This is a genomic window from Desulfobacter curvatus DSM 3379 (assembly GCF_000373985.1).
GTDB lineage: Bacteria > Desulfobacterota > Desulfobacteria > Desulfobacterales > Desulfobacteraceae > Desulfobacter > Desulfobacter curvatus.
The window spans coordinates 1-1,166 of record NZ_KB893045.1 but is presented as its reverse complement, the minus strand read 5'-3'; the positions used below and the strand labels follow the sequence as shown (position 1 = coordinate 1,166).

1 protein-coding gene is annotated in these 1,166 nt (G+C 45.3%); it reads right to left on the bottom strand.

Features of this window, described 5'->3' with window-relative positions; translation table 11 throughout:
• Window positions 1-41: 41 nt before the first annotated feature.
• Window positions 42-383: a transposase zinc-binding domain-containing protein gene (locus B147_RS0110335; RefSeq protein WP_020587125.1), complete on the bottom strand. Its 342-nt coding sequence runs from the start codon at window positions 381-383 to the stop codon at window positions 42-44.
• Window positions 384-1,166 lie beyond the last annotated feature (783 nt).

Below are 1,166 nucleotides of genomic sequence, written 5' to 3'. Positions count from 1 at the left end.
TCAACAGAAGAAAAAAATCATAACCATTCTATCACGTCTTGTCAGCAAATGTGTCTACTTGAAAAAAACAAATCAAACCAGGGAGGCGGATCATGCCTGGCTGCCACCCATCTGCGCCGGGCGATATTGTTACAGCCTGGGCAGTGGCGATTCCGGCAGGAGTTGTATCCTTTTTCCAGGTGCCCGCATGTATCGCAGATTTCCCAATGGGTGCCGAACTCTCCGCGTCGGCAGTGTTCAATATCGTACATCACCTTGTGCTGGCGGGGATGCAGATTGTGTGAATCTCTGAAGGCAGGGCCATATTCCCTGAAAATATCACCAATGGATGGGCCGCTTACCGGCTTATCGGGAAGCGGGGTATGACGGCAGAGAACCTTCATCGGTTATCGAAGCCTCGGTGTAGGAGAAAAAGGGGGGCGCTGGCTTGCAAGATTTATGACAGGCGTGGCATTTGCGCTTTTGCAAATGACATGACTGGCGTAAATCTTGCGCCAGAGCGCCCCTTTTTCTCCGGTAAAGCTCCTGAGGCCTGTCGGAAATACAAATGAATATTTTCATATAATTACAGATAGTTATGGTTTTCAGATCCACAGTATGTTTAATGTAACCAGAAGCGTTTAAAACCAGTTAGTTAGACAGAATGGGCCAATATGGTGATAGGCAGATTCTGTCTATTCGTTTTTTTAAATTGGGCTGATTGAAGCCAAAATTCAATTTTATTGAAAATAATCATTCATGGCCTGGAAATGCAAGGGTAAACTTTTTACATACAAAATTTGACTGTGCAATCATGGTATTTATCAGGATATCCCCTGCCCAGACGTCAGGCAGGAATAACAGAAGAAAGGCTCATGAATTTAAATCTGCCAGAAGGTGAGGACTACGTCCAAGGGCACCTCGATTTTCGGAACGGATGCCCACCCCGGACTATCCCTGTACTTCCACACTTTTTAAATCCTCAAACCGGCGAGCAATGTTTACGTGTATCACGGCGTTTCCGATTCCTATCAATTCAAATTTTTTAGTATACCACAATAATGATATGGAGCCGGACTCTTTGAAGGTAAGAGCAGTGCTGACGCATAAATAATAAAAGGTCGGCCGAAGTTGTTCCGCCCACTCCTTTTTGGGAAAATTCCGCCTTTCCTTCTTTCAGAAGGCAT

What these genes read in the sequence shown, in the direction of transcription:
- B147_RS0110335 (WP_020587125.1), bottom strand. Translation starts at nt 383, where the DNA reads ATGAAGGTTCTCTGCCGTCATACCCCGCTTCCCGATAAGCCGGTAAGC.